This window comes from Niallia oryzisoli (assembly GCF_043641075.1).
GTDB classification, from domain to species: Bacteria; Bacillota; Bacilli; order Bacillales; family Cytobacillaceae; genus Bacillus_BD; species Bacillus_BD oryzisoli_A.
Map to the genome: position 1 here is coordinate 593682 of NZ_JBHZRC010000001.1, position 25099 is coordinate 618780.

Annotated in this window: 21 protein-coding genes; 17 read left to right on the forward strand and 4 right to left on the reverse strand. The window is 36.8% G+C overall.

The genetic code is table 11. The annotated features are described in order from the left end of the window. Nucleotides 1-43: 43 nt before the first annotated feature. On the forward strand, nt 44-886 hold the full coding sequence (locus ACHUFV_RS03095) for a bacteriochlorophyll 4-vinyl reductase (protein WP_394232142.1): 843 nt from the start codon (nt 44-46) through the stop codon (nt 884-886). A 166-nt stretch (nt 887-1052) separates the two neighbouring features. Here the strand turns inward: ACHUFV_RS03095 and ACHUFV_RS03100 are convergent, their stop codons facing one another. Continuing rightward, a complete protein-coding gene (locus tag ACHUFV_RS03100) occupies nt 1053-1349 on the reverse strand; it encodes a hypothetical protein (protein ID WP_394232143.1) in 297 nt (98 codons plus the stop codon). 434 nt (nt 1350-1783) lie between these two features. Here ACHUFV_RS03100 and ACHUFV_RS03105 point away from each other — a divergent pair, with 434 nt between their 5' ends. From ACHUFV_RS03105 to ACHUFV_RS03115, 3 genes are all read left to right on the forward strand, one after another. Continuing rightward, nucleotides 1784-4600 (forward strand): EAL domain-containing protein, encoded by a 2817-nt coding sequence (locus tag ACHUFV_RS03105; RefSeq protein ID WP_394232144.1) that lies wholly within the window; start codon nt 1784-1786, stop codon nt 4598-4600. 264 nt (nt 4601-4864) lie between these two features. Beyond that, entirely contained in the window at nt 4865-5422 is a 558-nt protein-coding gene (locus tag ACHUFV_RS03110; RefSeq protein WP_394232145.1) for an HD domain-containing protein, read from the forward strand. 278 nt (nt 5423-5700) lie between these two features. Then, entirely contained in the window at nt 5701-6231 is a 531-nt protein-coding gene (locus ACHUFV_RS03115) for a CBO0543 family protein (protein ID WP_394232146.1), read from the forward strand. A 317-nt stretch (nt 6232-6548) separates the two neighbouring features. Here the strand turns inward: ACHUFV_RS03115 and ACHUFV_RS03120 are convergent, their stop codons facing one another. Next, complete coding sequence (locus ACHUFV_RS03120) at nt 6549-9950, reverse strand: SCO7613 C-terminal domain-containing membrane protein (protein WP_394232147.1); 3402 nt, start codon at nt 9948-9950, stop codon at nt 6549-6551. A gap of 391 nt (nt 9951-10341) precedes the next feature. Between ACHUFV_RS03120 and ACHUFV_RS03125 the strand changes: the two genes are divergently transcribed. Next, nucleotides 10342-11010: an NAD-dependent epimerase/dehydratase family protein gene (locus ACHUFV_RS03125; protein WP_394232148.1), complete on the forward strand. Its 669-nt coding sequence runs from the start codon at nt 10342-10344 to the stop codon at nt 11008-11010. Nucleotides 11011-11019: 9 nt separating this feature from the next. On the opposite strand, the gene ACHUFV_RS03130 is transcribed toward ACHUFV_RS03125, so the two are convergent. Next, nucleotides 11020-11271 carry a hypothetical protein gene (locus ACHUFV_RS03130; protein WP_394232149.1) on the reverse strand — a complete coding sequence of 84 codons (252 nt, stop codon included), beginning with the start codon at nt 11269-11271 and terminating at the stop codon, nt 11020-11022. A 282-nt stretch (nt 11272-11553) separates the two neighbouring features. On the opposite strand from ACHUFV_RS03130, the gene ACHUFV_RS03135 reads away from it, so the two are divergent. The 6 genes from ACHUFV_RS03135 (at nt 11554) to nadD (ending at nt 17930) form a co-directional block, all read left to right on the forward strand. Further along, nucleotides 11554-12240 carry an HD domain-containing protein gene (locus ACHUFV_RS03135; protein ID WP_394232150.1) on the forward strand — a complete coding sequence of 229 codons (687 nt, stop codon included), beginning with the start codon at nt 11554-11556 and terminating at the stop codon, nt 12238-12240. Between the two features lie 170 nt (nt 12241-12410). Next, nucleotides 12411-14126 carry a methyl-accepting chemotaxis protein gene (locus ACHUFV_RS03140; protein ID WP_394232151.1) on the forward strand — a complete coding sequence of 572 codons (1716 nt, stop codon included), beginning with the start codon at nt 12411-12413 and terminating at the stop codon, nt 14124-14126. Nucleotides 14127-14344: 218 nt separating this feature from the next. Beyond that, nucleotides 14345-15145 (forward strand): NUDIX domain-containing protein, encoded by an 801-nt coding sequence (locus ACHUFV_RS03145; protein ID WP_394232152.1) that lies wholly within the window; start codon nt 14345-14347, stop codon nt 15143-15145. A gap of 71 nt (nt 15146-15216) precedes the next feature. Continuing rightward, a complete protein-coding gene (locus tag ACHUFV_RS03150) occupies nt 15217-15765 on the forward strand; it encodes a cysteine hydrolase family protein (protein WP_394232153.1) in 549 nt (182 codons plus the stop codon). A 77-nt stretch (nt 15766-15842) separates the two neighbouring features. After that, nucleotides 15843-17300 (forward strand): nicotinate phosphoribosyltransferase, encoded by a 1458-nt coding sequence (locus ACHUFV_RS03155; protein ID WP_394232154.1) that lies wholly within the window; start codon nt 15843-15845, stop codon nt 17298-17300. A gap of 24 nt (nt 17301-17324) precedes the next feature. After that, nucleotides 17325-17930 (forward strand): nicotinate (nicotinamide) nucleotide adenylyltransferase, encoded by a 606-nt coding sequence (nadD, locus tag ACHUFV_RS03160; RefSeq protein WP_394232155.1) that lies wholly within the window; start codon nt 17325-17327, stop codon nt 17928-17930. Between the two features lie 100 nt (nt 17931-18030). Here the strand turns inward: nadD and ACHUFV_RS03165 are convergent, their stop codons facing one another. Continuing rightward, the gene (locus ACHUFV_RS03165; protein WP_394232156.1) at nt 18031-19455 is read right to left on the reverse strand and encodes a Na+/H+ antiporter NhaC family protein; all 1425 of its coding nucleotides are present in this window, start codon (nt 19453-19455) and stop codon (nt 18031-18033) included. 207 nt (nt 19456-19662) lie between these two features. Between ACHUFV_RS03165 and ACHUFV_RS03170 the strand changes: the two genes are divergently transcribed. From ACHUFV_RS03170 to ACHUFV_RS03195, 6 genes are all read left to right on the forward strand, one after another. After that, nucleotides 19663-20532 carry a proline iminopeptidase-family hydrolase gene (locus tag ACHUFV_RS03170; protein ID WP_394232157.1) on the forward strand — a complete coding sequence of 290 codons (870 nt, stop codon included), beginning with the start codon at nt 19663-19665 and terminating at the stop codon, nt 20530-20532. Nucleotides 20533-20697: 165 nt separating this feature from the next. After that, nucleotides 20698-22059: a cytochrome ubiquinol oxidase subunit I gene (locus ACHUFV_RS03175; protein WP_394232158.1), complete on the forward strand. Its 1362-nt coding sequence runs from the start codon at nt 20698-20700 to the stop codon at nt 22057-22059. 15 nt (nt 22060-22074) lie between these two features. Next, nucleotides 22075-23112: a cytochrome d ubiquinol oxidase subunit II gene (locus ACHUFV_RS03180; protein ID WP_394232159.1), complete on the forward strand. Its 1038-nt coding sequence runs from the start codon at nt 22075-22077 to the stop codon at nt 23110-23112. A gap of 176 nt (nt 23113-23288) precedes the next feature. Next, on the forward strand, nt 23289-23741 hold the full coding sequence (locus ACHUFV_RS03185; protein ID WP_394232160.1) for a MarR family winged helix-turn-helix transcriptional regulator: 453 nt from the start codon (nt 23289-23291) through the stop codon (nt 23739-23741). Between the two features lies 1 nt (nt 23742). Beyond that, nucleotides 23743-24300, forward strand: a complete 558-nt coding sequence (locus ACHUFV_RS03190) for a hypothetical protein (protein WP_394232161.1) — start codon at nt 23743-23745, stop codon at nt 24298-24300. A gap of 18 nt (nt 24301-24318) precedes the next feature. Continuing rightward, nucleotides 24319-25086 carry a CPBP family intramembrane glutamic endopeptidase gene (locus tag ACHUFV_RS03195; protein ID WP_394232162.1) on the forward strand — a complete coding sequence of 256 codons (768 nt, stop codon included), beginning with the start codon at nt 24319-24321 and terminating at the stop codon, nt 25084-25086. Nucleotides 25087-25099 lie beyond the last annotated feature (13 nt).

The window sequence follows — 25099 nt, forward strand, 5'->3', positions numbered from 1 at the left end:
ATCAAGGTAAGTTCGTTAAATATATAGGAGGGAGGTAAATAAAATGGCAAAGAAAAAGGAGTCATCCCGTACTGTTGAGCTTATTGTATCCAATGCATTAAAGATACCCGGTGTAAAAGTAGAACGTAAAGAATTTTTAACCAAAACGTTCGCAAATGAAATGGATTCTGAAACGTTAAGTTTGTTATTAACAAAGGGGCCAATAGAGGCCGGAATCAGTCCGGAGAAAATCAACAGAATGGCCAAATCACTCATAGAAAAGCGTACCTTTCAAAGCTCCAGCGCCTCCTTCGCTGCGGGTTTACCAGGCGGATTTGTGATGGCGGCAACAATCCCGGCCGATACACTCCAATTCTTTGGAGTCGTTTTACGTTTGGCACAAGAGCTTGCATATTTATACGGATACAAAGACATATGGGAAAATAATGAATTGGACATGGAACGAGTTAGAGGCGAATTAATATTATTCCTGGGTGTTATGTTCGGTGTCGGCGGTTCAGCTGCTGCACTGAAATTACTTACAACCAAATTATCTGAGCAATTATTTAGGAAACTGACACAGCGCTCATTATCTAAGACCATTTCTTCTGCTATTATTCGTAAGGTTGCTGCTCAAATTGGTATAAAGCTTTCAAAGGACACATTTGCAAAGGGAATATCAAAAGTCGTTCCGATTTTAGGAGGAGCTGTATCCGGAGGCATTACCTATGCAACAATGAAAAAAATGGGGGCACGTTTGAGTACTACCTTATATGAGTCCCTTGACTACACACCGCAGGACTATGAGAAAGATTTGCAAGAAATCAAACAGCAAATGCCTGACATTATCGATGCAGAAATAATCGGAGTAGAAGACGAGATTCTTCATGAGGAAGCAAAATTATAATCTGATTTGCAAAAACGCCAAAAAAGCGCTTCTGGTACCAAGAAGCGCTTTTTCTTTTTAACGCAGCAATCGGCTGCTGCTAATACTTTCCATTTTTTCTATTAAGTTTTTTATTGGTATTTTAGTGATTTGATCTTGATCCTCACCCCTTTCCTGTATTATTTTTTTATTGATCACCTGGACCTATAAAGCGTAATGCGGCAGGAGAGCATTGCACAACTTTTCTTTTCGTTTCCTCCATTTGTATTCGGATCCAACCTGTCAGTTTTCCGCCTTCCTGTGACATAAAGATGCTTTGTAAAGCCTGCATATTAAATGCTCTGACTTCCTTGTCCATTGCTTTCAGCATGGTTAGAATCTTCATTGGAATCACCGCTTTCCGGACCGGTATATTTGTTCCTTCTCCTTTGTTGATGGCGGCTAGAACAGGAACCTTTCGACGACGTAGAATAAGAAATATCATTCTTTCATCACTACCTTTCCGAAAAGATATAAGGGGTTTCTTTTTCCCATGGCTTAATAATTCAACATTTACCTTCTAAGTCCTTTACTTTCTGTAACTTTTTCCTTCGTCAATTTCCTTTGTATATCGCTTGTTATCTAGTTTTTGTGAGAAAAGAAGCGAAAATCTATTATCAAAACCAATAGGATAATGAGATATGCTGTTGAAAACAAAGCCTGCCCGAAAGAAAAGGACTAAGGCAGTATCCTGCTCTCTATGCAGTGGGATTCACAAAATAGGAAGACATTCCTATTTTTTTAGTACTATACAGAAAGCTATTTATCATAGAGAATAAGAGTAGTTCTAGATTTCATTATTTTTTATAGAATAGTTATCATTTATAGATGGATGTCAGAATGATTAATGGATTCTTTCCACTGCAAAAGGAGGATATTATGCTAATTCAACCTGCATTGTTTCTAAGTTTACACGATCAATTCTTTCACTTTTTCGGCAAACTATCTGATAGTATTATGGTCGTGAACAGGGCAGGAATGGTTGTATACTTGAATCCTGGCGCAGAAAGCTTGTTTCGTGTCGGTTGTAATGAATGGGCGGGCCGCTCTGTCCATATATTCATTTCTGATTATAAAATGGATGATCATCAAAGTAGATCGGTGTTTATCGGTATAAGAGAAAATAAACAGCATTTTTCATTACAAATACAATCGAATTCTTTATCTATTGAGAAAGAACTATATAATGTTATGCTTTTGACTGACCTTCAGGAAATACTATCTAAAGATGATCACATGAAGACATTATCTAAAGAATTGGCTGATATTAAATTAGCCCTTGATTCATCTACCATTGTTGCTATTACGAATGAAAAGGGTATCATAACTTGGATAAATGATAAATTCTGTGAATTGTCTAAATATAGAGAGGAAGAACTGATAGGACAAAATCATCGGATTTTGAACTCTGGATATCATTCAAAAGTATTCTTCCGCGAAATGTGGAAGACAATCAGTAGAGGGGAAATCTGGAAGGGTGAAATCCAAAACAAAGCTAAGGATGGCAGCCTGTACTGGGTTGATACAACCATCGTTCCGTTTCTCAGTGATGATGGTAAACCCTACCAATATGTCAGTATTCGTACAGATATCACAAAGAGAGTACAAATGGAGATTGAACTTCAAGAAGCCATGAAAATGGATTTTAATGCAACAATGAAAAACCTTCAAAATGGAATATTCAAAATGAAAAAAGATGAAAATGGCTGTTTTATCTATACAATGGCAGAAGGGAAACTGCTTGATGAAATTGGATATAATTCAAAGATACTAGTAAATCATACACCACATGATGTATACCCAAATGAAATAGCAGAATTGAAGCGGGCACATTATAAAGAAGCGTTTGAAGGTCAACGAGTCTATTATGAAATAGAATTAAATGGAAGGCTTTTATATGTTGATGTTACACCTGTCACGCACGAAGGAACAGTCGTTGAAATAGTCGGATCTGTTCACGATATGACAGAATTGCGATTAACACAAAAAGAGCTTCTTGTAAATCAGCTGCAATACCAATCCCTATTTGAGTACAGTCAGGATTTTGTGGTTACCTTTGATTCGAAAGGCCATGTCATTGATATGAATCCAACTGCTTTGGAATTTTACGGCTTTCAAAGAGAAAAAATCTCAAAGCTTACAATGGGGAACTTAATTTCCAAAAACTATAAAGATATGTGGGAAAACTTATTTCTTAAAGCAGTTCTAGGTAATCCACAGAATTCTGAAATTGAAATTAATAATAAACAGGGAACAAATAAGTTTATTAACGTAATCCTGCTTCCAATTATCTTGGACAATCAAATTAAAGGTGTTTACTCGATTGGTAAAGATATTACGGAACAGAAAAAAATCCAGGAGACCAATGCTTATTTAGCTCATCATGACGAGTTAACGAAGCTTCCTAATAGAAGATGGATTGAGCAAAAGCTACGGGAATCCATTTCAATGTCTGAACAAGAAGACCAGAAATTGGCTGTTTTGTTCATTGACCTAGACCGGTTTAAATATATTAATGATTCACTAGGACACATAGTTGGTGACCGACTCTTAGAACAAATTTCAGATAGATTGCTAGAGAGCATTGATACCGGAAAACAGCATGCTGCTCGAATTAGCGGTGACGAATTTATGGTTCTTTGCACGAACATGAATAAACAGGAAGAAGCAGTAGATATCGCGAGAACCATTTTGCAAAATCTTACGACTCCTATTCATATTGCTGATTTTGAACTATTCGTAACCGCAAGTATTGGGATTAGTTTTTATCCATCGGCTGGTACCACTGTCATGGATTTAATGAAAAAAGCAGATATTGCACTCTATAAAGCCAAAGAAGGGCGCAATATGTATCAAATTTATGATCAATCAATGGATGAAAGAGATTATAACTCTTTTGTTTTAGAAAGAGATCTACGTAAAGCGATACTTAACGATGAATTTATCGTCCATTTACAGCCGCGTGTCGATGCCAAGACAGGGAAGACCATTGCTGCTGAGGCTCTTGTTCGCTGGATGCACCCCCAGATTGGCTTAATCCCACCTGGGGAGTTTATCCCCTTAGCGGAGGAATCAGGCTTAATTCTTTCACTAGGGAAACTGGTCAAGAAACGAGTATGTGAGCAACTAGCTGCATGGAAAAAGGCGGGAATTCCACTTATACCGATAAGTGTAAATATAAGCTCGAAACGATTTTTACAAAGAGAGTTTTCTCAGGAAGTACGTCGTTTACTTACAGAGTACGACATTGAGGGAAAGTGGCTGGAAATTGAGATTACTGAAAACTCATTAATGAAAAATGAAGAATACATTCTACAAACCTTACATGAATTAAAGGAAATGGGCATTAAAATCTATATTGATGATTTTGGTACCGGTTACTCTTCCTTTAATTATTTAAAGTCATTTAAATTAGATGGGGTAAAAATTGACCGCTCATTTATTTGCAACATTTCTGAGGATTCCGAGAATGCTGGCATTACGACAGCCATGATCAAAATGGCTCAGCATCTAAAAATGGAAGTAATTGCAGAAGGAGTAGAAACCGAAACAGAGCTAGCTTTCTTACTCGACCACGAATGCCACCATGTCCAAGGCTACTATTTTGGAAAGCCTTGTTCAATAGATGAGTTTGAAAAAAGGTATATGCAGGGGGACGGTTCTCTTGCTTCCACGTCATTAGATCAATATGCTTAATAATAGGCTAAAACTCTCTATGGATTCCTCTCCATAGAGAGTTTTTTGAATGGTTGGGTGCACTTCGACGGTTCTTTTCTTTATTAACTTGTTTTTTCGGGTTTGGGATTGTTCCGCTTGCATTTTAGTTAGGATAGAGTACAAACTAAATCTTATTATCAAAGGTGATACAAACAATTTATTGAATTGCACTTTATATTAAAATTGGTCGGTTCACTTGTATACAATAAAAACTGCTCAAAAGCAAAGGAGGCCGCTTTAATAATGAATATAATTGACCAAGCGATTGTGTTTGCTGCAAATGCTCATAGGGGACAGACTCGAAAATCCTCTAATATTCCTTATATTACACATCCTTTTTCTGTAGGAATGCTATTACAAAAGGAAAATTGCTCAGAAGAGGTGATTGTAGCGGGAATTTTGCATGATACTTTGGAGGATACCTCTACGACATACAAGGATTTGTTAGAGCAGTTTGGTGCCAGCGTAGCGAATTTAGTGCAGGCTGCATCTGAACATGATAAAAGTCTGCCCTGGGAAGATCGAAAAAAACATACAATTGAAAGATTAAAAGACGCCACAGTTGAAGAACTCCAAATTACAGCTGCAGATAAATTACATAATTTGAGAACCATAAATGAAGACCTTCAAACGTTTGGAGAGGACGTATGGAATCGTTTCAAACGTGGAAAACGTGATCAGCACTGGTACTATGCGAATATTGTAAAAGAAATGAATTCAAAAAGAAGTGAAGTAATGCTTATTCAAGAACTTGAAAAGGAAGTGGAAAGTGTATTCGGGTCACTGGAAAGTCCCTATTAATGTCATAAAATAAGGTCCATTTTCCTAATCCTTACATTTTGATATTGATGCATGATTTAAGACGTTCCTTGATTAAGGAACGTTTTTTCTTATTTAGTATACAAAAATTCTATTACATCCAAAATGTTATTTATAAATAACTTCACCTTGAAATAAAAACGTAAAGAATAACGTGACAAAAGTACGGTAGTACACAATTAATCATCGCAATATAATATTACTATAAATATCTTAATATTTAAAATTTTTGACTAAATTAATAGATTAGGAGTACAGCTATGGCAAACGCAATTTATGCGTCAATTTGGTTTTTTATCTTATGGAAATGGGGGGACTGGAAGAATTGGCAGAAATATTATCCAACTATTTTATTCTTTATTCTCGGGGATTTTATTTATCTTTACTTATTATCGGACCATTATCCAATGTGGAGATACAATCCTTCTGAAGGTGATCGTGCCCACGGCTTGACTAATAGCCATATTTCACTATCAATCATTTTAATCAAATATCCGGCAACAGCATTAATTTTTTTATCCAAGTTTCCAGAGCATAATTTTATAAAACAAAGTTTATACATAGCCTTTTGGGTATTCCTTTATACCGTTAATGAACTAATCGATTTATACTTTAATCTCATCAAATATTATAATGGCTGGAACTTAAAGTGGTCTATCGTGTTTAATTTTGTTATGTTTACCTGCCTATATATTCATTTTCGCAAACCTTTCATTGCATGGATTTTTTCCATAGTCTTCATCCTATTTCTATGGAAAACATTTGATGTTCCATCCAATGTTTTCCGCTAAATCATGGGGACGGTTCTCTTGCTTCCATTGAATGGAAGCAAGAGAACCGTCCCCATGATTTTTTATTATAACTATTTCAATACAATAAAACTTCTATATTTGTAAAATCTTGTCTCTATTTTTACAAAATACTCTATTAGTTTACAGAATACTTTTTACGTGAAAAGAAATTGTTATGTTTATTAAGGTAGTTAATATCTTATAGTAATATTTCTTCTATATAATAAGAGTCAGATGGTTGGTAAGCCATTGAGATATTCCTTATAGAAGTAATTGATGAGATCAACCAGAGACTCCCTTTCTGGTTGATCTTTTTTTTACTCCCAATCCTTAAACTTCCTAATGATTTGTTCCTTTTTCCTTTGTAAAAAGGACTTTTTGCTGCTGTCCTTTTTCTGTTTTTGAAGTTCGTAGGAGCTGGCAAAGCCAATTAAGGTTAAACCAGCAATAATGAGATAGCCCCACCACGGGAAGTTGCCCCAGTATGGTTTTGTTTGCAGTAATACATTCAAGAGTAATACACAGATGCCAACAAAGAAATAAGCTTTTATACGATAATGCATGCCACTTAAGATAGAGGCGAGTGACAGCACCCCGATCATAATCGCATCATAAATCGTATTGCTGTACAAGGCATCAGAAACGAGGATAATGGTAACAATCAGCAGCACTACTAATTGAATAATCCTCATAATCTTTTTATATTCCTTCCACGTATGTCTGCTCAAGAATATCGTTAAGACGATAAACGGCAGGGTGTACAGCTCTGTTTCAATGTATTGGTTGATCTCTAATTCAGCCAGAGTGACATAATATGGTAATAATACAGAAGCAGCTGTGATCGTTTTGACAATCATCTTTTCTACCATCCAATTAAAACGATTAATTAGACTATATAAGAAATAAACCACCAATAGTGAAGGAACTAGTTTAAGCCATAATGGATCACTGCTTGGAATAACGACAAACAACATGATTACATAAATACTCGACATAATCGTGTACCAATCAATTCTCAGCGGCTCTAATGAAACGAGACTTTTAAAAGCATAACGGCCGAATAGATGGAGTGCCAAATATACAACTAACACCAAAACAATCTGCATCCATTTTTCGAAAAAGGAAAGTGTAACCGAAAAGTAAACTGTTGCTAGCAACAATGGAAGGATGGTAAACATCTGCCAGCTTCTGCGGTGTAACAAATATAAGGTTACTACTGTATACAAAATAAATAGTAGTAGACCGGAAACGTTTAGCCCATCAACAAACGTAATGAAAATTAATAGCCCTAAACAGGCTTGCGGTACCAAATACCAATCAATTCGTTTTTTCCACGTTTCATTCCCAATCAGCCATATACCCAAAATGATTCCTGAGACGATTAAAAATAAATGCTCGCCCCTGAATAATTGGTCCCATTGATAAAAGCTGATTGTCACATAAATGATAAATGGAAAGGTACTGAAGCCAGCATATAAAAATAACTTTACTTCCCATTCCTTTTTTCGGTTTAGTGTACTGTATATATAAGGAACTAACCCAATTAATAGAATGGCAGGCTGTAATTTTGCAAAGAAAATATAAAAGATAGAAACAAGCAGCACAGGTACTAAAAAGGCATGTGCTGTCCAAAAGAAATAAGGCTTTAACTCGTTTACGTTTCTGCCGATAACCTCATATACAGCTAATAGGATAACTGGAATCAGTAAGAAATGCATTACTGCAAATGTATTATGATTTTCAAACCCGAATACATGTGCTAAGGCTGCAAGGAAGGCGAGAGACGTTATACTGACTAACGTCCACAGAATAGGGCGCTTTACTTTATAGACAAGCAGTACGTATTGGGCAATTCCAACCGCATAGATGAAAGCTGTCATAAAAGGATGCTCAAAGCCTTCTAACAGAGTAGATAACATCCCCAGCGTGTAAACAGATACCGCTGTTAAAAACGTACTAAAGTCTAGCGCTAGTTGGCTTCTTGATTTCCAAACATAGCTTATAGCTAATAAAAGTAATCCGCCAATTGCTAAATGACCCATAATTTCGATCTGATAACGGTAAAATGCAAAGTTTCGATCGAAATAATCGAATAGGCAAATCCATGAACATCCCCAGCTAACAGCGTAAACCCAAGAAGCTACTTTTTTTATCTTTTCGTACAAAGGGAATTTATAGGTCAAGAGTGCAATAAGACCAAAAGTGAACAATAGAATGGAAGCATGTGTTAATTCACCATTTCCGACAGCAACAAGAATCATCAGGACCATTGCTGCAAGAGAAACGATAAAACTACTGATCTTAATTGGGATTAGGTAGGTAAAACTGTTTTTTATATAAAAAATAAAAAATATAATCATTGCATAAGTAAACAAATATATATCCACATAGTTTTCCTCGACACCTTTAAACAAAACAAAATAGCTTTGCAGGCCTGCTATCATAAGGAAAAAAGGAGCTAAAAAGCGGAATATCCGCTGGTTCGAGATATTGGACAAGTAGATATAAGTAGCTGCAATGGTGATATAGGCTGCAAATAAAACGGTCGAATCTTCATCAGAACGTAATAACAGCCCTTGATAACTAATAAATAGAAAGGCACAAAATGAAATAATCGCGCTTGTGATCTGAAAAGTCCTTTTTAGACTATCTTCTTTATTTAAATACTTTTCCACCATCATATACAGAATCCCAATCAAAGCGAAGCCTATATAATTAAGATGGTGAAGGAAGGAATTCTCTATTAATTGGTACATTCCATATACAAAGAGTAGCGTGAAAATATAATGATAATGCTTTGTACGATTGACATAAACCATCGAGATGTAGAGTGCAGCAGTAATTAAAATATTAAAACTGTAAAAGGTAGCATTTTCATAGAAAAATAGCATAAGTAAAGTGCTGACAATTAAATTTAATTGAGCAAAAATCGGTAATTCTCTAATAAATAGTTCAAATTTCTGATTATACTGCCATTTGTAATAGCCAAATAATAACAACGCATTATAGAGCATGATCCCGAAATAGAAAAAATCACGCGGTAAATAGGTCATCCCCAATAAAAAGCCGACACTGATTGTGGCAGTTAGATAGGAAAACCAGACAAATAAACGGTGCTTATATTTGGCAGCGATATAGGTATAAAGAGGTAAGCAGAGCATGCTGCCAATAAAGCCTAATAAATATTTTCCGCCGCCGTAAAAGGACAGCCAGTTTCCCAACAGTTCAAAAAATCCAATTGAAATAATGGAAATAGGAAGAAATAGACTTCCTAATGTCATAAAAGCAAATGCTGTTTTGTGTATGTGGAGGTGTTTATCTGCAACATAGCTGCTGGCAAAGAATACACCCGATACCATAGAAACTAGTAATACTTTGAACAAATTATTTAACGAGCTCCAGTTACTGGTGCCAAAAACTAGCCCTCCGATAAATAAGAGAATGACACCGAGAATCAAACCCCAAGAAATATTTCTTTCTCTTATTTGTTCTTGTGTCAGAGCAGTTTTCGTTTTAATTGGTTTTTGTTTTTCCTTCTGTTGCTTTTTTAAGGCAGCGGCCTCAATTATTTGCTGCTGTTCATCCATATCCTGTACATATAGATTGTAAGCATGGTTTATTTTTTGATAATCCTGTTCATCCACATAACCATTTTCTTTTAAATGACGTAATTCCTCTCTAAAAGCCTGCCTTCGAGAATAGGGAACCCCTTTTTGCATATAATTCGCCTCCTTATTTAACGCTTTGATAGATAGCTTTTCATACAATAACATATTAGTTCAAAATATTCTCTCTTCAAGTTCATTATATCAATGAAAGAGATGTGAATCTCTTCTTTTTAGCAAGTTTAGCACCGGGGAATATGTAGCCTATTTTGGGTTCTGGGAAAAAGTTGAACTGACATCTGTATTCTTGTATACTAGTAAACTGTCAAAGGAGAGAGATACGTGGCAAAAAAAAAGAAAGAAAAGTAGAATCCTTTTGCAGCTTATACATCAAAGTATAAAAAGGAAGATTTTCTTACATATTGATAGCTAGAACAATTGTTGGTTCGACCAAATGAATTAAGTAAAGTAAACTTACTAGGATAAATTAGAAAGAGGGATACGTTTGAAGGAGAAAAAATCAGCATTGATTGCCGGTGCAAGCGGTTTAATTGGTAATGAATTGCTTCATAATCTACTAGATGGAACGGAATACGAACGAGTGACTGCTATTGTCAGGTCTCCATTAAACATGCAGCATCCAAAATTAGAGGAAAAAATCATATCCTTTGATAACATGGATAAATATCATCACATCTTTGCTGTTGATGATGTGTTTTGCTGCTTAGGAACTACAATTAAAAAGGCAAAAACGAAAGACTCTATGTACAAAATAGACGTCAATTATCCAGTTCAGATAGCAAAGCTTGCAAGTAATAATGGTGCCAAACGTTTTCTTATTGTTAGTTCCATGAATGCCAATCCTGAATCCTCGATTTGGTATGCAAAGATGAAGGGAGAACTGGAAGAGAAAATAAGCATGATTCCATTCGAAAGCATCTCCATTATGCGTCCATCCTTACTATTAGGTGAACGGAAAGAATTTCGTTTTGGAGAGAAGGCAGGCGAGCTCTTTTTTATTATTTTCCCATTCCTTTTTATTGGTCCGCTGAAAAAGTACAAAGCCATTCAAGGAAGGACAGTTGCCGCAGCTATGTACAAGATTGCTCAAATGGATAAAAAGGGAATAGCTATTTATCCTTCGGAGCAAATTGAACAGGTCGCAGGCAGATAGAGGGTTACATTATTCCAGCACTAACAGATATTGAACGATATTTGGCGGAAAAAACGTCACATTCATCACTTTATAACCAATACTTAAGTGCTGGGACAATGTTTCAGCACAATTTTTTCGAATCGATTCAATCGGTGCATGATAGCTTGTATGAACATGTAATACCGAGTTTGTATCATATTGACATTGAATTATCATAACATGTCTGCCGGTCCACGCCAGACCAATCATAGTAGGATGATTTCGGTAAAAAGTGATCATTTTTTCACATCCTCATTATTTCTTTTTATTATATTTTATGAAAATAAGCTGAATTCGTTCGAAAAACAGCATTAACAATAAACCAAATTCTCCTTATTTAAAAAATCAGAAAATTCTATCTAATTACATCATGTGTTAATTACACATTAAACAATTAAATTTCCTCGCCCAATTATATAATGAAAACCATTTTTTAGATTCACGTGTAAAGCAGTTAACCAAAAGGGGAATATGAAGAGAGAGTTTAAAAGTAAAACAAGTCAATAAATGGAGGCTTTTTGAATGCGGGATATCATCCAAGCGACAAAGGAATATGTAAAACAAAAATTATCAGCTGAAGTCACAGGGCATGACTGGTGGCATATTAAGCGCGTCTATGAAAACAGCATACTTATCATGAAGGAAACGGCAGATCCCCTTCAAAGGGAAGTAGTGGAACTGGCAGCTCTCCTGCATGATATCGCTGATTGGAAGTTCCATGATGGAGATGAATCGATCGGCCCAAGAGTAGCAAGAGAATGGCTTGAGTCGCAGCAGGTACATGAGAAGGTAATCCGTCATGTCTGTCAAATCGTGAAAGACATTTCATTTAAAGGAGCTGGAACACATAATTCTATGAAGAGTATAGAAGGACAAATTGTCCAGGATGCTGACAGATTAGACGCACTTGGGGCAATTGGCATCGCCCGGACCTTTGCGTACGGTGGATTTAAGGGAAGAGAGTTATTCAATCCAATAATAGAACCGAAAATGCACAAAACAGCAGAGGAATATAAATCACAGCAATCAACCACGATTAATCATTTCTTTGAAAAGCTCTTACTGCTGAAGGATCGAATGAACACGCAAGCTGCGAAAAAGCTTGCTATAGAACGGCATCAGTATATGGTAGAATTCCTAAAAAAATTCTTTCAGGAAAGCCAACATGAAGGTTCTCATCATTACAAACTTTTATCTTATTACAATTGAATGCACAGGAGGCCATCGCATAAAAACTTTCTTATGCGATGGCCTCCTGTTTGCTATTTCATGAATCGTTCACAAATCTCCTATCTGCAGTCATATGTATTATTATGGTAATATATTATAATTTGATAGAATACATAATTTTACCATTTATCGTAAAGGAGTTGAGCCAAATGTTTGAAAAAATGAAAAACTTAAAAATTGTTAATGTTGTAACAATTTTGTCCGTTATTGCCATTGTATTTATGGGCATCATTGGTTTCTTTAGTACGAATAGAATGGCCAGTATGAATGATGATAACCGGCTGCTCTACAATGAAAATTTAATCCCTCTAACACAAATTAGCAGTATGAGAGGAACATTTTCTAATATAAGAATTAGTGTGAGAGATTATTCGACAAGGAGGGATGCAAAGCTTCCTGAATCTATCCAAGCAGATTATATAAAAATAACAGATCTTATTGATTCCTATAGCAGCTCTCGCTCTAATTATATTAAAGGTACTCAAAGTGAAGAAGCGATGCATGTAAAAAATGTTACGGATCAATTATCGTTATATTTGTCAACTTGGGAAGAAGCCAAAGTTGAAATAGATACAACCGGTAAACTTTCTGACAGCCATTTTGATGAACTTGACTTAATTGGAACCGACCTGTATTCCAGCTTAACTGCCTTAAAAGAAATGAACGAAAAAGAAGCTAAAGCAGCAAATACCAATAGTTTACAAACCTATGAAAGCAGCTTTAAAACTATTTTATACATATTTATATCTGTTGCCATCATTTTTTTGTTGATCGTTGTGATCACGGTTATTTCTATTAAACGCTCAGCAAAAGAAATGATTTCACTTTTAAATACAGTGGCGAACGGAGATTTCACTCTTAAAATTGATCGAAGTTATAAAAATGAATTTGGCCTTATGAAGAAAGCACTATCAGATACAGTTGAAGATATCAAGAACATGATTCTAACAGTCAAAGAAAAATCAAAACATATTGAGAATCAGGCCGATAACTTAGGCATTGTTTTCGAGGAAATGTCAGCTGCAACTCAAAATGTTTCGCAATCGATTAATGAAGTAGCACAAGGAACAGGCTCGCAATCTGAGAATTTAGCTGATATTACGAACATTTTAGAGGACTTCCGAATGGAAATGGATAAGATTGTCATATCTATTAACGAAGTAACAGACAGTGCAGATCATGTGGATGGCATGGCTAAAGACAGCAGTACCAAAATGACTGTATTGTCTGATTCGATTATTGAAGTAAACTCTGCTGCTAAGGCATTAAAAGATAAGATTTCAAACCTTGAATCTAGTATTAATAAAATCAGTAATATTACAAATATTATTAACGGGATTGCAGACCAAACTAATTTATTAGCACTCAATGCCTCGATTGAAGCAGCTAGAGCCGGTGAAGCAGGCAAGGGATTTTCTGTCGTTGCAGAGGAAATTAGAAAATTGGCTGAGCAAAGCAAGCTTTCTTCCGAAAACATAAATAAGCTGGTTGTTGAAATCTCCTCAGATACGAAGGATATGGTTAATACATCTGATGATATGATTAAAGATGTAAATGATCAAATTGAGGTTGCCAATACTTCGGTGATCTCCTTTAAAAACATTATAGGTGCAATTAACGAAATCATTCCTAAAATGCAAGGCATTAATGGTTCGATGTCAAAGCTTCAGAAAAATCAGGGTGTCATTGTTGACAAGGTACAGGGCGCTTCAGCTGTTGCTCAGGAAGTGGCTGCATCAGCTGAAGAAATTTCCTCATCCTCCCAGCAAATGAATGCATCAGCTGAAGAAGTTTCTGCTTCAGCAACTCAATTGAGTGATATCAGTAAGGATGTTATTGTTGAAATAGACAAATTTACATTATAAATCCTATGTGAAACCACTCATCATAGATTGTCCATTTTTACCATAAACTAATAAAAAGAGAAGTTGATTCAAATCATAAAATGAATTGACTTCTTTTTTTATTTTAAATTTTGGCAAAAAAACTATTGCATTCCAATAAATATTAGCATATAGTGGAATTAACAAATAACGATTAACAACTTGTTAATTAATAAACCAACGAGAAAGCTGGTGATTGAATGTCTAGTTTTCATTCCAATGATGAAGCCTTAAAGCATTATGATTCGAATAAGTATCGAACTCCTGATGGATATACATCTGATATTGCGGTGTTTACGATTATTTCAGAAGAGGTTGGGGCCTATAAGCCGCCTAAGAAAACTTTGAAGCTGATGCTGATAAAAAGGGCAGCATTAAATAGTGAAGGACATCCGAATATAGAAGGCGGAAAATGGGCGCTTCCTGGGGGCTTTATACAACCGGATGAAACAGCCTATGAAGCAGCCGTACGTGAACTTGAGGAAGAAACAGGTGTAAATGGGGTAAAAATCAAGCATTTCGGTGTATATGATAAATTAGGCAGAGACAGGCGTGGCTGGATTATTTCAAATGCCCATTATGCCATTGTGCCAGAAACATTTTTAGAAAAAAGAAAAGCAGCAGATGATGCCACTGAGGTTGAATTATTTGATATGAATGAACTAACTGAGCTCGATCTTGCATTTGACCATGCGAAGGTCATTGACGATGCCCTATGGTTCATTAAAAAGGATATGTCGCTAACGACATTGGCGAGAAATTTCCTTCCAAAGGAATTTGTCCTTTCCGAGCTTCAGGGGGTATTATTGACCGTATTAGACGAACCCTGGATTAAATTAGATGCACAGTTTTTCAGAAAAGCACCGTCCTTGCCCTTTATCGAAAAGGTCATGGTTAACGGTGAGCCCAAAAAAACAAATAAATGGTCAAAAGGAAATGCTCAGCTTTATGCATTTAATGATTATGAGCCATTTGTTTCCATTTACAGTGCAAAATATTAACGAGAATTTTTTTTAAAGAAATTAATTAACATTTCATTAATCGTTAATTATTTAAAAGGGGAGAATAAATGATGAAAAAAGCATTAATTTCAATTGATTATACCGTTGATTTTGTTGCAGATGAAGGTGCATTAACCTGCGGAAAGCCTGGTCAGCAGATTGAAGAAGCTATTACAAGCATTACAAAGGAATTTATTGAGGAAAATGAATATGTAGTATTTGCCATTGATGCACACCGAAAAGGAGATCATCTTCACCCTGAATCCAAACTGTTTCCGCCTCACAACATCATGGGGACAAAAGGTCGAAATTTATTTGGTTCATTAAACAGCCTATACGAAGATAATAAGCAAAAAGAACATGTTTATTGGATAGATAAGACACGTTACTCCGCCTTTGCTGGAACAGATTTAGAGTTAAAGCTGCGTGAACGCGGAATTACAGAAGTTCATTTAACAGGTGTTTGCACAGATATTTGTATTCTACACACTGCTGTTGATGCATATAACAAAGGCTTTAACATTGTCGTTCACAAGCAGGCGACTGCAAGCTTTAATCCACTTGGTCATGAATGGGCCTTACAGCATTTTGTTTCCTCTTTGGGTGCAAAAGTTGTTTAATGGGTCATAAATTTACCCTTTTTGTAAAAAATAACATTTTAAGAACGTACGGACAAAACTAAGCAGGAGGACTCATAATGAAAGCAAATCATATAGATGACAGTTTAACTCTTCATACCGATTTATACCAAATTAATATGGCTCAAACCTATTGGGAGGATAAGATTCACAACCGCAAGGCCATATTCGATCTTTATTTTCGCAAAATGCCTTTTGGAAACGGATTTGCCGTTTTTGCAGGTTTGGAAAAAGTGATTGCGTATTTAAATGATTTCAGATTTTCAACGACAGATTTAGATTATTTACGGGAGCAAGGTTATAAGGAGGATTTTCTAACGTACTTAAAAGATCTTCGTTTTACAGGTAACCTTCGTTCCATGCAGGAAGGTGAGCTCGTATTTGGAAATGAACCGATCATTCGCGTCGAATCCACGCTGGCAGAAGCACAGCTGATTGAAACAGCACTTCTAAATATCGTCAATTATCAAACATTAATATCGACAAAAGCAGCTCGTATGAAGCAGGTTACCGGAAATGATATTCTCATGGAATTCGGCTCAAGGCGGGCTCAAGAAATGGATGCAGCCATTTGGGGTGCAAGGGCGGCCTATATTGGCGGATTCGACGCAACTAGTAATGTAAGGGCAGGAAAATTGTTTGGAATTCCGATCGCTGGTACACATGCCCATTCCTTTGTACAGGCATATCAGGATGAGTATACAGCTTTTCATAAATACGCAAAAACTCATAAGAATTGTACGTTTCTAGTTGATACCTATGACACGCTAAAATCTGGTGTACCAACAGCCATTAAAGTTGCACAGGAATTGGGAGATACCATTGATTTCAACGGTATTCGAATCGACAGCGGCGATTTAGCTTATCTATCAAAGGAAGCACGAAAAATGCTAGATGAAGCAGGCTTCACAAGCACAAGAATTGTTGCATCCAATGACCTTGATGAGCTAACAATCATGAATTTAAAACAAGAAGGCGCAAGAATTGATAGCTGGGGTGTTGGAACAAAGCTGATCACAGCATTTGATCAGCCTGCATTGGGAGCAGTCTATAAACTCGTAGCAATTGAAAACGAAAACGGGGAGCTCGAAGATACGATTAAGATTTCTTCAAGTCCTGAGAAGGTTTCAACACCAGGTAAGAAAAGAGTATATCGAATTATTGATAAAAAAGATAATAAATCAGAAGGTGACTATATTACGTTAGAGGATGAAAATCCTAATGAAGAGGATAGCCTGCACATGTTTCATCCCGTTCATACGTATATCAGTAAAATGGTTACCAATTTTGAAGCAAGAGATCTGCATCAGGATATTTATCAAGATGGAAACTTAGTTTATAAGCTTCCTGAATTAAAAGATATCCAACAATTTGTTAAAGAAAACCTTGCCATACTCTGGGATGAATATAAACGACCATTGAACCCTGAAGAATATCCAGTCGATTTAAGTCCAAAATGCTGGGAAAATAAAATGGAGAATATTAAGAAAGTAAGAAAAAAGGTAGAAAGTCTATAGTTCCAACAGGAAAGGAAGAAAATTATGGGGCGTTACGGTGTGTTTGGTTCTGCATGTGATCCTATTACCATAGGCCATCTCGTCACGATGGAAATGGTCATTGATAGACGAAAGCTGGACGGTATGATCCTTGTACCGTCTTCTATTAAACGGCGAGACAAGGGAAGAAATTTAACCTCTAATGAACATCGCTTGAACATGGCTAGGCTTGCCACTGCTGATAACCCAAGAATCCAGGTCAACCCAATTGAGATGGAAGCAGAAGGCTGGGAAACCTATACGTATGAAACAATGAAAAAGCTGAAACAGGAATATCCGAATGATGAATTATTATTTGTCATGGGAGCTGATAATCTGCAAAGCATTGTGAACTGGCATAAAGGGTATGAGCTAATTGAAACCAATCGCTTCATTGTAATGGGCCGAGAGGGCTATGATATGGCAGATATAATCGCAAAAGACTCATTTTTGATAAAAAATGAACATCGTTTTGATTGTCTGAGCAAAGGTGTCAATATTGAAACCAGTTCAACGCTTATTCGTTCGAGGATTAAAGACGGTCTGAGCGTGAGATACTTAGTGCCGCAGCCTGCGTTAGAATATGCACTTGAGCATGAATTATATAAATAGAAGTAATACTATTTGCACAAAAACTGCTTCACAACTGATTATAAAAACAGAGGTTCTCTTGGTAGGATGCAATAGAACCTCTGCTTTTATAGATTTCTTTTTATATCATTAATGCGACCACAATATACAGTGCAGCTGCAATAATTGCCCCTAAAGTAGAAATTTTTAATTTATATTGAGCATATTCAACCAGGTCCATATCTAGAATAGATGCCGTGGTAATCGTTGTGTCACCTAATGGGGATGTAATGGCACCGAATGCACCGCTTGCAAATACTGCTCCAACTGTCAATGGAATAGAGGCATCTGTTGAGAGCGCCAAGGCAATCCCTAATGGCATAAATAATCCCCAAGTTCCCCATGAGGAGCCAATAAAATAACCAGTAATCGAACCTATCACAAAGATAATAGCAGGTGTCATAAATCCAGGTAAAAATGATCCAAGTGTTGAGCTAATGAATTCAGAAAACCCCAGGTCCTCTGCAGATAAAGTAAGTGCCCAAATCAGGATGAGCAAACTAATCGCCTGCATCATCTGGTTCCCGCCATCATAAAAATGATACATGATTTCGTTTAATTTCTGCCGCCTCACTATATAAAACACAAAGGTAAAAATGAGAGTGATGAACACAGCCAAAAGCATGACAAACGTTGCATCAGCCATAGCAAATGCTTCAAAAACTGTTTTGGCCCCTAAAGAAGTTCCATTTTCCCAAAGGAGATAGAGCGATAGGCACAGCAGCAAGAACACTGGGATTATCAGATTCCATGGCTGTGCTTTTACAAGCGACAGCTCCTTTTTGATTCCAGCCCGGTGAAACTCGTGCTCCTCCTCATCAAGCTGCTTATGATTAACGTCCTTGCTGAGATTATTTATATTTTTCGAAGGCCAAACCGTTTGGATGATTCCAATTAAGAGCATGACAATCGCATAAAAATTAAACAAAATACTTAATAAAAAGACCTCATACGGAGTCATCCCTAAGTTAAGATCTCTAATACCGCCTTCCACTAGTGATACCATAAAGCCAACAAATGCTGTTGCTACAGGCAGAAGAACGATAACAGACTCTGTTGAGATATCAAGCGTAACTCCAACCTTTTCTTTTCGAAGGTTCATTTTTGTTATCAAGGATTTTACAATTGGCCCAATCATCATTATCCGAAACATCGGCATCATAAAGGTAAAGGGCAGTGTAAACCAAATAATTCCTAATACTCCGCGCTCCGATTTTATTTTAGCACCCATCCATTCTGAAAAGCCTTTAATCCCTCCTGCGATATTCATCATTCCTACTAATCCACCAAATAAATAGAGAAAGCTTATAATTTTGATATTATTATCATCTGACAATGTCGTAACCATATAGGTAATGGATTGCTGTGTTCCCCCCAGTATATCCGATTTCACGATAACGGAACCCACAAGCAGACCAACGACAAGTCCCGGCAAAATATCCTTTAACCAGATAGACATCGAAATCACGATTAGAAATGGTATCAGAGAAAGCCACGTTTGCTCCAAATCTCTTCCCCCTACTGTTTATATGCACAATCAATGCAAATCACTACGTTAGTATTGCCAAATATATTAGATCATTATTACAGAAGGATGAGGGTGTCTGACATAAATTAGTCAAGATTGGAAGACAAAAAATATCCCTGCCGCTTCCAATTTTCTCCTTTTTGAACAATAATAAAAGTAAGATAATAGAAGCAAGGAGGGGTTTGGATGTCTATAAAAGAAGGGTTTGTTGAGGTAACAGGAGGGAAGATATGGTATCAAATACACGGCAGTTCGCAGCAGAATACTCCTGTTATTATCCTGCATGGCGGTCCTGGTTCTTCCCATTATTCCTTACAGGGTTTAAGAATATTGGCAGAAGAACGACCTGTCATTTTTTATGATCAATTAGGCTGTGGGAAGTCTGATCGGCCTGCTGACACATCTTTATGGAGACTAAACCGTTTTGTGGAGGAATTAGGACACCTGCGAAATACTTTATACCTTGATGAATTCCATATACTCGGTCATTCGTGGGGAACAACATTAGCCGCAGCCTACTATCTCGCTCATCCGAAAGGTGTAAAAAGTATAGTCTTTTCAAGCCCTTGTTTAAGTGCACCCTTGTGGGCGAAAGACCAAGAGAAAAATCGGAAGAGGCTGCCGCCCGACGTGCAGCAAATCTTAACAGCCTGTGAGGAAAACGGAACAACTGATTCAGCGGAATACAAGGAAGCAACAGCCGTTTTTAATTCTTATTTCGTCTGTAGACTGGACCCAAACCCCGTGTTCCTTAAGAATGGTGCACAATATAAAAATCCAGACGTTTATCAAATCATGTGGGGACCTTCAGAGTTTCATGTGACAGGGAATTTAAGAGATTTTGATTGTACCTCCAGCTTAAAGGACATTCTGATTCCGACTTTATTTACATGTGGTCGCTACGATGAAGCTACACCAGTTTCAACTGAATATTTTAGTTCTCTTACACCAAACGCAAAATTTCATGTTTTCGAGAAGAGTGCCCATATGGCCTACCTTGAAGAACAAGAAGAATATGTTAGAGTTATAAATGATTTTTTGAAAAATCAGGATTAAGATTTGATTAATCATTTGTCAGCAAAATGCAGCTAATCACCACATGGCGATTAGCTTTTTTTGTCTTTTGTGATTGCTGTTGAATAATTTGGAAGTATCATCAATAATTCCCTGCCTGTATGTAAATACTAGCCAAGATTATACAAACGAAAGGGAAGAGTTAATATGGACGATTTAGTAATAGCACGGTCTATGTTTGGGACAACGATGGCCTTTCATATCATTTTTGCTACGATTGGTGTAGGATTGCCATTTATGATTTTAATGGGTGAATTAATGTACCAAAAGACAAAGGACTTTCAATATGCTGTTATGGCAAAACGGTGGACGAAAGCTTTTGCTGTTTTGCTTGGAGTAGGTATCCCCACTGGTACGATTGCTGGAGTACAGCTTTCTCTGCTATGGCCGGGATTTATGGAGGTTATTGGTAGAGTCATGGCGCTGCCCTTCCAGATTGAAATCTACGCATTTTTTATTGAAGCTCTATTTATGTCCATATACGTGTATGCGGCAGACCGGATTCCTCCATGGATGAGAATCGTTAGTCTCACGTTAGTGGCGATTGGTGCACTTGGCTCAGCGGTCTTAATCACGAATGTTCATGCATTTGAAGGAACTCCTGCCGGGTTCCGAATCGAGAATGGGGAAATCGTAGATGTAGATCCTTGGAAGGCATTTTTTAATCCAAGCTTCTTTGTGACAGCAGGACATGTGGCACTGTCTGCTTACACAACAGGTGCATTTGTTGTTGCTTCAATTGCAGCATTTAAGATGTTAAAAAATACAGTAGATTCAAAGCTCTATCTTTTCCACAAAAAAGCCTTGCTGTTAAGTGTGGTTATTGGAGGGATTTTCGCATTACTTACTGCTTTAAACGGACATGAGTCAGCACAGTATCTACATAAATATCAGCCTGAAAAATTGGCTGCTGCAGAAGGATTATTCGAAACACAGACACATGCACCACTGGCGATAGGCGGATTTACAGATAAAGAAACACAGGAAGTGAAATGGGCAATTGAAATTCCATGGGCTTTAAGCTTTCTTGCAGGGAACAGCTTCGATACGAAAGTAATCGGATTGAATGACTTTCCTGAAGAATGGTGGCCGCCATTATTTATACACACCTTATTCAATGTAATGGTTGGGATTGGCTCGCTCCTGATCCTGCTTGCTGCACTTACCATATTCTGGAGTAAATGGTTGGAAAAGAAACATTTTCCAAAATTACTCATGTGGCTGTTGGTCTTTTCTGGACCGTTATCCGTCATTGCTATTGAAAGTGGTTGGATTTTCGCTTGTACCGGCAGGCAGCCTTGGACTATCTATCGAATTCTTTCGACTGCGGACTCTGCCACAACAGCAGGAAATCTTGGCGTTCTCTTTACCTTTTTTATCATTGTCTACGTGATTCTCGCTGCAGCTGTATTATTCGTCCTGCTTTATTATTTTAAAAGAAATACAGTTGAGGATGATCTTCTTAAAGCAGAAGCGAAAGGTATCCCATCAATTAGTACGAATACTTAAAGGAGGGGAATTATTGTGTCAGATGCAATCATTGCCAGCATTGTACTTTGGGGGTTTGTGTTTATTTATTCAGTTATGGCAACGATGGATTTTGGCGCCGGCTTTTGGTCGATGGTCTATATTAATCGAACAAAAACCGGTGCAACGAATATTGCCAATCGGTATTTATCCCCCACATGGGAGGTTACCAATACCTTTATTGTCGCATTAGTCGTTGCCGTATACAGCATGTTTCCCGGGGCAGCTTATACTCTTGGTACCATTTTACTTATCCCTGGGAGCATCATTTTATTATTACTAGCCCTAAGGAGTGCATTCCTGGTATTTTCGCATATTGCAGAAGAGTATAAGAAAATCCTTACCTATATCTCAGGAATTGCCGGGATTTTACTACCTGCTTTATTAATCAGCGTACTACCCATTACACATGGGAATTATGTTATTTTTACTGAGAACAGCCAAACACTTGACCTAGTAAAATTGTTCACAAGTCCAAATGAGTATGCCTTCATCGGGTTTGCAATTAGCAGTACATTATTCTTATCCTCATTATTACTATCAGACTACTCAAAGGTTTCGGGTGAGTTAGAGGCCTATCGGATTTATCGGAAGGATGCAATGATTACAGGACCTATTTCACTAGTCATGGCCTTTCTCATCATGCTGACATTAAAACAGGAGGCGAATTGGATTTATGAAAAAATGATGAATGACCTGCCTCTTTTGATTCTATCCGTCATTTGTTTCATCATCGCTGGTGTCGCGCTATATATTCCTAATTTTTCTAAGAATAGAAGCATGGGTATACCCCGTATTGCTGTAGTTGCTGTAACACTTCAATATTTACTAGCAAGCTTTGTCTATGGACGTGCCCATCTTCCATACATGGTATATCCGCATGTCACAATCGAATCAGGATTCACTGATCCAAATTCATTCCATGCTATCTTCGCTACCTATATAGCGGGTTTTGCCATCCTGTTTCCCGGATTTATTTACTTTTGGAAAATGTTTATGCATGACAACCGATATTTACAAAAAAAACAGCAATAAGGAGCATGTGCCTCACGCTCCTTATTGCTGTTTTTTTGTATAATTCAGATAAATACTTGATTATAATTTCGGCATTCTATATTATATAGTTAAGCAAACTTAACATTTTAAAATTATAAAATATTAACTCAAATAAATTAAGAATAAGAATGATTATAGATAGGTGTGAGCATGAAATGGATATGAAGAAAATGCTAGTGGAAGCAAATCAGTATTCTGAAGAGATTAAGCTTATTTTTATTAAAGAATATAAAAAAATTCTAGATGAGCATGATTTATCATCAAAGCAATCTTTAGTATTAAGCATTTTAGAGAAAAAGAGAAGGCTGACAATGAATGAGGTTGCGGAACTCATTAACGGTACTCCAAGTGCTGCCAGTCAATTTATCCGTAAGCTTGAAAGCAACCAGTATGTGAAAAGGGAAGTAAACAAAGCGAATCGAAGGGAAGTCTTTGTATCCTTAGATAAAAAGGGTGAAGAGTTTTTCGAGGAAATGAATGCTGCAGATGATATGGTTTTTGAGAAGTACTTTATAAAGCTATCACCGGAAGATATCCAGAATTATTTTAACATATTAAAGAAACTTCATGATATTGTCATGAAAGAAGACATGGGAAGGGAGCAGTAGTATGCATCCAACAGTACATGATCAAAATGATGTTCATTCGAACAGCGAAGTACAGTTTACCTATCACAAGGAGTCCGGCTATACCGGCTTTGTGTGGGCGATGACTTCTGTCTCAATTATCGAGGCTATAGGCGTGTCCTTTCTTCTAATTAAATGGAGCCCTATTCTGCACTGGATTCATTTAAGCCTCTCTATAACAGTGATTGTTTTACTTCTGGCTGATTTACGCGCGGTTAAAAAACATCCTATTAGACTTAAAAACGAAACCTTGGCATTAAAAATTGGCATTCGAAAGACAGTAAACATTCCTATTAAACACATTATAGAAATTAGGAAAGGAAATCTCCACTACGAAAACGATCGGAAACATAAAGATGTGCTTGATTTATCCTTACTAGGTTTGGCCGATCCGACCTTTGAAATAGTTTTAGAAAAACCTGCCGAAAGTAAAGATCTCTTTGGAAAGCGAAGCTATAAAAAACGGATATTCATTACAATTGATAATCATCATACGTTCTACAACATTCTTAAAAAGAAACAGCAGACACTTCAATCATAAACCTTAGGAGGAAAGTGAATGACCATTCTTTATTGGCTTTTCATTGTGTTTCTCATTACGTATGAACCTATTTATGGCTATGCTGATTTTCAAAGGTTTAAATTAAAAGTCCGCAGCTATCCTCTTGAAAGAATCAGCTACTATAAGAAAGTCATGTTAGGACTTTGGATTCCCTCATTATTTATCATAGGATTAATCATTTTTGGCCCGATCACTCTACAAGACATTGGTTTACAAGGAATTACGATAAATCCTGCAGCATTAGGCAAATGGCCCACATACATTACATTAGGATTAGCTGTCCTCTATCTAGTAAGCATCCTCTATTATGTAATCGGCTCAAAAATTAGCAAAAAAATAAAAAAGAATCTTTCAGACGCTCAAAAGAAACAATTAGAAACAAGTACATTCGCAGATATTCTACCTGTTTCAAAAGAAGATAAAAAGGTCTGGACGCTTGTATCCTGGACTGCTGGAATAACAGAAGAAATCATTTACCGAGGTTTTTTAATTTTTGCTCTTACACAACTGTTTCCCAATTTTACAATATGGCTTACCTTAGTTATTTCTTCGGTATTTTTTGGCCTTGCGCACACGTATCAAGGCATCGGGAATGTTATTAGGACTACTCTTATTGGCCTTTTCTTTGCCGTTTTGTATATAGGACTGGGCTCCATCATTCCTCTGATTCTTTTCCACTTTCTTGTGGACTATCTAGCCAAAATAGGAGATGAAGCAGCAGATCAGACTAAATTTGATGATTCAACTAATAACATTCATTTATAAAAAAATGAATAAA

Excerpts from the sequence above, each read along its gene's own strand:
- ACHUFV_RS03095 (WP_394232142.1), top strand. The coding sequence starts at position 44 with ATGGCAAAGAAAAAGGAGTCATCCCGTACTGTTGAGCTTATTGTATCC.
- ACHUFV_RS03100 (WP_394232143.1), bottom strand. The coding sequence starts at position 1,349 with ATGATATTTCTTATTCTACGTCGTCGAAAGGTTCCTGTTCTAGCCGCC.
- ACHUFV_RS03105 (WP_394232144.1), top strand. The coding sequence starts at position 1,784 with ATGCTAATTCAACCTGCATTGTTTCTAAGTTTACACGATCAATTCTTT.
- ACHUFV_RS03110 (WP_394232145.1), top strand. The coding sequence starts at position 4,865 with ATGAATATAATTGACCAAGCGATTGTGTTTGCTGCAAATGCTCATAGG.
- ACHUFV_RS03115 (WP_394232146.1), top strand. The coding sequence starts at position 5,701 with ATGGCAAACGCAATTTATGCGTCAATTTGGTTTTTTATCTTATGGAAA.
- ACHUFV_RS03120 (WP_394232147.1), bottom strand. The coding sequence starts at position 9,950 with ATGCAAAAAGGGGTTCCCTATTCTCGAAGGCAGGCTTTTAGAGAGGAA.
- ACHUFV_RS03130 (WP_394232149.1), bottom strand. The coding sequence starts at position 11,271 with ATGATCACTTTTTACCGAAATCATCCTACTATGATTGGTCTGGCGTGG.
- ACHUFV_RS03135 (WP_394232150.1), top strand. The coding sequence starts at position 11,554 with ATGCGGGATATCATCCAAGCGACAAAGGAATATGTAAAACAAAAATTA.
- ACHUFV_RS03140 (WP_394232151.1), top strand. The coding sequence starts at position 12,411 with ATGTTTGAAAAAATGAAAAACTTAAAAATTGTTAATGTTGTAACAATT.
- ACHUFV_RS03145 (WP_394232152.1), top strand. The coding sequence starts at position 14,345 with ATGTCTAGTTTTCATTCCAATGATGAAGCCTTAAAGCATTATGATTCG.
- ACHUFV_RS03150 (WP_394232153.1), top strand. The coding sequence starts at position 15,217 with ATGAAAAAAGCATTAATTTCAATTGATTATACCGTTGATTTTGTTGCA.
- ACHUFV_RS03155 (WP_394232154.1), top strand. The coding sequence starts at position 15,843 with ATGAAAGCAAATCATATAGATGACAGTTTAACTCTTCATACCGATTTA.
- nadD (WP_394232155.1), top strand. The coding sequence starts at position 17,325 with ATGGGGCGTTACGGTGTGTTTGGTTCTGCATGTGATCCTATTACCATA.
- ACHUFV_RS03170 (WP_394232157.1), top strand. The coding sequence starts at position 19,663 with ATGTCTATAAAAGAAGGGTTTGTTGAGGTAACAGGAGGGAAGATATGG.
- ACHUFV_RS03175 (WP_394232158.1), top strand. The coding sequence starts at position 20,698 with ATGGACGATTTAGTAATAGCACGGTCTATGTTTGGGACAACGATGGCC.
- ACHUFV_RS03185 (WP_394232160.1), top strand. The coding sequence starts at position 23,289 with ATGGATATGAAGAAAATGCTAGTGGAAGCAAATCAGTATTCTGAAGAG.
- ACHUFV_RS03190 (WP_394232161.1), top strand. The coding sequence starts at position 23,743 with ATGCATCCAACAGTACATGATCAAAATGATGTTCATTCGAACAGCGAA.
- ACHUFV_RS03195 (WP_394232162.1), top strand. The coding sequence starts at position 24,319 with ATGACCATTCTTTATTGGCTTTTCATTGTGTTTCTCATTACGTATGAA.